5 protein-coding genes and 1 pseudogene are annotated in these 6,335 nt (G+C 47.8%); all 6 read right to left on the reverse strand.

The features are described 5' to 3' along the window. Positions 1–37: 37 nt before the first annotated feature. Positions 38–1,072 carry a rod shape-determining protein gene (locus ACFVU8_RS29820; protein ID WP_175369805.1) on the reverse strand — a complete coding sequence of 345 codons (1,035 nt, stop codon included), beginning with the start codon at positions 1,070–1,072 and terminating at the stop codon, positions 38–40. A gap of 39 nt (positions 1,073–1,111) precedes the next feature. Then, positions 1,112–1,801: a RadC family protein gene (radC, locus tag ACFVU8_RS29825; protein WP_175369806.1), complete on the reverse strand. Its 690-nt coding sequence runs from the start codon at positions 1,799–1,801 to the stop codon at positions 1,112–1,114. 42 nt (positions 1,802–1,843) lie between these two features. After that, a pseudogene (locus ACFVU8_RS30015) lies at positions 1,844–1,931 on the reverse strand (septum formation protein Maf); the annotation flags it as partial. 345 nt (positions 1,932–2,276) lie between these two features. Then, positions 2,277–2,408: a hypothetical protein gene (locus ACFVU8_RS29830; RefSeq protein ID WP_379469943.1), complete on the reverse strand. Its 132-nt coding sequence runs from the start codon at positions 2,406–2,408 to the stop codon at positions 2,277–2,279. 138 nt (positions 2,409–2,546) lie between these two features. After that, the gene (locus ACFVU8_RS29835) at positions 2,547–3,284 is read right to left on the reverse strand and encodes a Maf family protein (RefSeq protein ID WP_387432164.1); all 738 of its coding nucleotides are present in this window, start codon (positions 3,282–3,284) and stop codon (positions 2,547–2,549) included. A 126-nt stretch (positions 3,285–3,410) separates the two neighbouring features. Beyond that, a partial coding sequence (locus ACFVU8_RS29840) for an S-layer homology domain-containing protein (protein ID WP_387432165.1) occupies positions 3,411–6,335 on the reverse strand: 2,925 nt, incomplete at its 5' end.

The following is a 6,335-nucleotide window of genomic DNA, read 5'->3' on the forward strand; positions in this document are numbered from 1 at the left end:
CCCCTATCAAGGGTTGACGTTCACAAGCAGTCCAATCTTAACGCTTGGAGCGGAAGGTAGAACCACTGCGGCTCTTGAACAGGTGAATGTTCTCCAGGGCCTTGCCCGTTCCGATCGCTACACAGTCAAGCGGATTTTCGGCCACAATAACCGGCATGCCGGTCTCGCGCGCTAGCAATTTGTCCAAATTGCGCAGCAATGCTCCGCCACCAGTCAGCACAATACCGCGGTCCATAATGTCAGCAGCAAGCTCCGGCGGACATTTCTCCAGGGTAACTTTTACAGCTTCAATAATAGCAGTTACGGTATCCGCCAATGCTTCGCAAATCTCATCAGAGGTAATGGTCAGTGTCTTTGGCAGACCAGTCACGAGATCGCGTCCGCGGATCTCCATCGTTTCGGTCTTTTCCAACGGCAACGCGGAACCAACATCCATCTTGAGCTGCTCGGAAGTACGCTCACCGATCATCAGGTTATATTGACGCTTGATGTACTGGATAATGGATTCGTCCATTTCATCACCGGCAACACGTACGGAACGGCTAGTTACAATACCACCAAGGGAAATAACTGCTACCTCCGTTGTACCTCCACCGATATCTACCACCATACTACCTGTCGGTTCCCATACTGGTAGATCCGCGCCGATTGCAGCTGCGAATGGTTCCTCGATAATGTAAGCCTCACGTGCGCCAGCTTGTCTGGTTGCATCTTCAACAGCACGCTGTTCTACAGCAGTAATCCCGGAAGGAACGCAGACCATCACGTTCGGATGACGCTGGAACATGGAACGCTGCTTCTGTGCCTGACGAATAAAGTATTTGATCATTGTAGCTGTTGTATCAAAGTCGGCAATAACCCCGTCTTTCATCGGACGGATGGCACGGATGTTACCCGGTGTACGGCCGATCATTTTTTTGGCAGATTCACCTACAGCTTCAATGGATTTCGTATCCGTATTTATAGCCACAACGGAAGGCTCTCTTACCACAATACCCTTACCGCGCAAATAGACTAGCGTGTTCGCTGTCCCCAAATCAATTCCCAAGTCTTTCGTAAAGCCACCTAACATGCTGTATTCTCCTTTTCCTAGTCAATCTTAAAAATTCTATTACATATGACCTTTTTCCTTCAAACTAATAAAACCTTTATCTCCGATAATGAGATGATCCAGAACGTCAATGCCGACAATTTCTCCCGCTCTAAGCAATCTCCCCGTCAGGGCAATATCTTCCGGACTAGGTGTAGGATCACCACTAGGATGATTGTGCGCACAAATAATGGAAGCGCTGCTGCACTTGATGGCTGCCCGGAAGACTTCACGGGGATGCACGATGGAAGCATTCAGACTGCCCATAGACAGTGTCTCCTGTGCAATAACATGATTCTTCGTATTGAGAAACAGGCAGACAAAATGCTCCTTCTGGAGGTAACGCAATTGCTCAGTCAAAATCTCAGCCGCATCCTGAGGACTGCGGATAATAACCGGTTCGGTCAGCCGGGAATTCGCCATGCGCCTTCCAAGCTCAATGCCAGCTTTTAGTTGCACCGCCTTGGCAGGGCCGATGCCTTTGATTTCAGTCATTTCCTTAATGCTAAGGTCTGCCAGCTGACGCAAGCTGCCTACCTGGCTAAGGATTCTCTGCGCAACATGAATAGCCGATTCCTGATGTGTTCCCGTCCGCAGCAGAATGGCCAGCAGCTCTGCTTGGCTGAGCGATTCCGCCCCATAATGCATCATGCGCTCTCTTGGTCGTTCTTCATGGGGGAGGTCCCGCAGCATAAATGTTTGCGACTCCATCCCGATCCCTCTTCCCTTTATTCTGCCTGTCGATTCAGGGCCAGCTATGCCAAATTCGGACAGCATGTCCCAATAGCTGCGACAACGGCAGTCCGATAACGTTAAAATAACAGCCTTCGATTCTGTCCACTTACGTGAAACCAATCCATTGAAGCCTTAATTGCAACTATTAGCGTTCGGGGCGAGGATGTAATGAGTGGAGCAGGTTATTGGGCCGACTCTCCAGCACATTCCGCATATGTAAGATTAATGCGCCTCTAATCGTTACGTCGTTCATCCAGATTTGATAATATCTTTGATTTTTCGACGAATACCCTTAACATCCAACTCATTATACCACGATTCTATTCCAAGCATTGAATCATCATAGGCGAAAGAGTCATAATTATCGTCTATTAGAAACCTTGCTCCTTTATTTTTCATTTTCCGAAGGAAAAGTAATATTAAAGGGCGGCTCTCTATTGATTTATCAATTTTAAGCGGTTAAAATCTGGTCTGTCAAATGTGCACCCACGGATGCTGCTATCCTCACATCACTCATGGTCTGAATGGCCCTGTTGTAACTTTCCTGAATGTATGACGTAACATCCTCTTCATCCACACTCATCGTGCCTCCTAAGCAAGTATAACCTAAAATAAACGCTCATAGAGTGGAATGAATATAAACAACATTTACCAGTTGATTTTTCACTTCACACACGCAAAAAAGGTGCAGCAATAACTGACACCTTCGCTTGGAAATACTTTACTTCGATTGGAACGGACTCATCCCAAATTTCAAAACAATCGGGTACAGCAAATTCAAGGGAAGACCCATCACGCTGTAAAAATCACCCTCGATTCTTTCGATGAACACCGAGCCTATCCCCTGCACACCGTAACTTCCGGCTTTATCAAGCGGCTCACCCGTGTTTATATATGCCCGAATTTCCTCATCGCTCATAGGTCTGAACGTAATCTGGCTAACCGTGTGACCGACAATTGCCGCTGGTTGTCCGCTTGCTGACAGGGCTGTTACACGATACTGACCAGTCTTTCCAAGGTACATTGGGGTCTCATTGGTCTCAGGCTTATCTAGTGGTCTGCCAGTTGCATGATCCCGCTCGTCCGTCTGTATATCAATGACAGCAACGCCAGTATAAACATGATGCGTCTGTCCTTGCAGAGACTGCAGCATACGGTATGCGTCCTCAGCATCCTTAGGTTTGCCAAGCACCGTATCTCCCAGCACTACAATCGTATCAGAGCCAACAATAACACCGCCCGTTTCGAAGCGCGTTTCGGCTATACAACGTTCGTATACAGCCTGTGCTTTTCGATGGGATAGCTGTTCTACGATCTCGGCAGGAGATAAGCCCGGCTCCGTCGTTTCATCGGCATCACTGACTATTACTTCATAAGGTAGGTCCAAGGAAGAGATCAGTTCCTGCCTTCTCGGGGAAGACGAGGCCAAAATAATCGTTTTTGGCTTAACAATCGACATAAATCCGGTCCCTCTTTTCATATGTTGCTGCATTCAGTATAACAAAATGAAAAGGCAACATAAAATAATGGACTATCTGCCATCTCGGGTGAGCTTGGCAGTATAGTCCATTAATGAAATCGAGCTTTATTTCTCCTGCTCTACTCTTCTTTCTGTACCATCTTGAATGATGTAATCGTGATCTACCGATGCTTCTTCAATATCCCCGTATGCCCAGTGACTTGGACTAACATCAGACCATGAAGGGATAACTACACCGGCGAGCGGGCCGCGGCTCGTCAGACGATTAATCATCGTGACTGCTTCGGCGCGTGTCATGTTCTTTTTCGGACGGAAAGTTCCGTCTTCATAACCTTTCAGAATACCCGCTTCTGTTGCCGAATTGATAGACTCACGAGCCCAGCTGCCCGAAATATCCTTGAAGGAGTTCTCTCCCTTGCCTTGCAATTGCTTCAAGCGGGCCGCAATCCCTGCCATTTCTTCTCTCGTGATGAGCTGATTTGGCCGGAATGTTCCGTCCGGATACCCGTTCATGATACCTGCTTTCGTCACGGCCGCGATTTCTTCTGCTCCCCAGTCGCTACTAGAGACGTCCGAATAAGCCGTGCCGTCCGTTTCGGATTTTGCAAGATGGAAGACCCGGAACAGTAAAGCCGCCACTTCTTGACGGGTTATGTTCTTCGCCGGTTTAAAGGTACCATCAGGATATCCATTGATGTACTTCTCATGATGCTGTGAATCTTGAGGTGCAGAAGGATTCACAGGAATCCCCAGTGTCGTAAACGTTAGACTTTCTGATAGTTTGGATTCTACTCCACCAACGATAGCTGACACGGTGAAGCTGTGCTTTGTTCCTGCCTCAAGCCCTGTAATTTCATAACGGGTACCCGTAATTCCAGAAGCAATCAGCTTTCCGTTATCATAAATGTTGTAAGAGGATGCTCCCGTTACAGGAGTCCAGCTTAGGGTTACTCCCGTTTGTGTACCATTGCTTGTTTTTAGGTCTCCAGGCGCATTATTACGCGCATTACCGCTGTCTGTGCTTCCCGAATTGCCTGAGCCAGAGTTCGACTCCTTGACCGGTTGCATAGAGAAGCTGAACTGCACCAGGCTTTGACCCACGTGAATGATTCCGTTTTGGATATAGCTGTCCGAACCAGGATCAGGGGTCACACTGGTTTGCTCCGTCAATGTGTTAAACGTGCCATATCCCGGTTTAGTAGCCACAATGTAATAATCTCCATCCGGGAATACCATCCAAGCATACTCTCCAGCTGCATCCGTGACTTGTGGATTATGATTTTGATTAGGTGCAAAGCTAGGCAACTCCGGCAAGGCTACAAGCGTATTCGGAGTACGACCCTTCTGCTTGTTGAGTTCAGTATCCGCCCAGTACAGGTTCATAGATACTCCACTTACCGGTTGACCCGTAACCGCATCTTTAACAACGCCGTAAGGATCAATCAAGGAGTACACTACGCTCATTTCCCCGTTTTGATTCACGTTCACGGTTACGGTCGGTCCGGCTAAAATTGTTCCATCCGAAGCCTTAATCTGATACGCAACAATGTATTGTCCCTGCGGTACATTATTCACATCAAAGCTGCCGTTGGCATCGAGTACAACCTGTGATTTAAAGTTATTTGCACCTGCGCCTTGCACAATAGCGCTGACGTTTCCGGCTCCAAACAAACTGTCTATCGTCGGTTGCGGATTCCCGTTTTCGGCGGCGGTTTGCGCGATTAGTAGCTGGCCACTTATGTTATTAGCAGCAGTAAAAATTTGCTCCGTTCCGTTTAAAGTCCCCACTTGGGCAGTTTGCGTTTTATTTAACATCACCGTCTGATTACCAATGGTTACAGGGGTTTGAATGTTCATACTATAGTTCCAATTCCCCCGCGGCACATAGATCTGGTACGAGCCATCCGCCCCAGTTGTTACTTCTTGAGAGAAATCTACGATTCCATCCCCGTTAAAATCTGTAGATACGGAGACAATCGCTCCTGCTATTGGTTTGCCTGTCGTGTTGTCCGTTAGAACGCCATGAACCGAAGCTGGCATATAATGGACCGCTATGCTTGTCTGCGCCATTAATCCTGTCGAATCAACAGCCGAGGCGGTGATCGTATTATGGACAGGTAACACCCCTGAAATAGCAGGCGCGGTAAAGGTCACTACCGCAGTTCCGGTTGCATCTGTCACAGCCGTTTGCGTAGTGTTTCCGATCCCTTGGAACGTAATGGTCTTACCCTCTACAGGATTTCCATCTACCAAACGTATAGCGCTGGCTTTCAGTGTAACTATCGACTGTCCGTCTCCTACAACAGAAGCTGGAGAAGCCGTAAGATCCAGTCTAATGTCAGGGATACCGGCTTGCACCGTAAAGACTGCCGAAACAGACTTACCGTCATATTGCACCGTAATCACGGTGGTTCCCTCAGATATAGCCGTAACAATACCACTATCATCAACCGTTGCTACGGAAGGATCTGTTGTACTATAAATAGCTTTATCCGTCACATCCAAAATACTTTGGTCAGAATATACTGCTGTTGTAACGAGAGCTTGGCTAGCTCCAACTTGAAGCAGCTCATTACTTGGATAAATCAACAAATCAACAACATATTGCGTTGGCGCCGGCACCTTAATATCGTCTGCGGTCAGTATGATCAGCTTGAACGCTACCACCTTATTGTTGCTGTCTACTTCATACACGCCAATGTATTTGTTCGTTGTTGCATCCACGCCAGTGATATCTTCGCCAGGTGTGTACGGATTCGTTACTCCCGCTCCCGTGGGCGCTGCATCCCCTACATTTGGTGTAGGGATTAGACTGGAGGAGACTTTCGTCACGAGGTGATTACCCGCTCCTACGGATGTCGTCACCTTCGTTGTATTCAGATTGGTTCCCGGCAGTGGCGATGCTGGCAATGTTGGAGCAGTCACTGGAGCAGGTACCTTAATATCGCCTGCGGTCAGTATGATCAGCTTGAACGATACCACCTTGTTATTGCTGTCTACTTCATAAATGCCAATGTATCTGTTCGTTGT

This window comes from Paenibacillus sp. NPDC058177 (genome assembly GCF_042883835.1).
GTDB classification, from domain to species: Bacteria; Bacillota; Bacilli; order Paenibacillales; family Paenibacillaceae; genus Paenibacillus_AQ; species Paenibacillus_AQ agri.

Excerpts from the sequence above, each read along its gene's own strand:
- ACFVU8_RS29820 (WP_175369805.1), bottom strand. The coding sequence starts at position 1,072 with ATGTTAGGTGGCTTTACGAAAGACTTGGGAATTGATTTGGGGACAGCG.
- ACFVU8_RS29835 (WP_387432164.1), bottom strand. The coding sequence starts at position 3,284 with ATGTCGATTGTTAAGCCAAAAACGATTATTTTGGCCTCGTCTTCCCCG.
- ACFVU8_RS29830 (WP_379469943.1), bottom strand. The coding sequence starts at position 2,408 with ATGAGTGTGGATGAAGAGGATGTTACGTCATACATTCAGGAAAGTTAC.
- radC (WP_175369806.1), bottom strand. The coding sequence starts at position 1,801 with ATGGAGTCGCAAACATTTATGCTGCGGGACCTCCCCCATGAAGAACGA.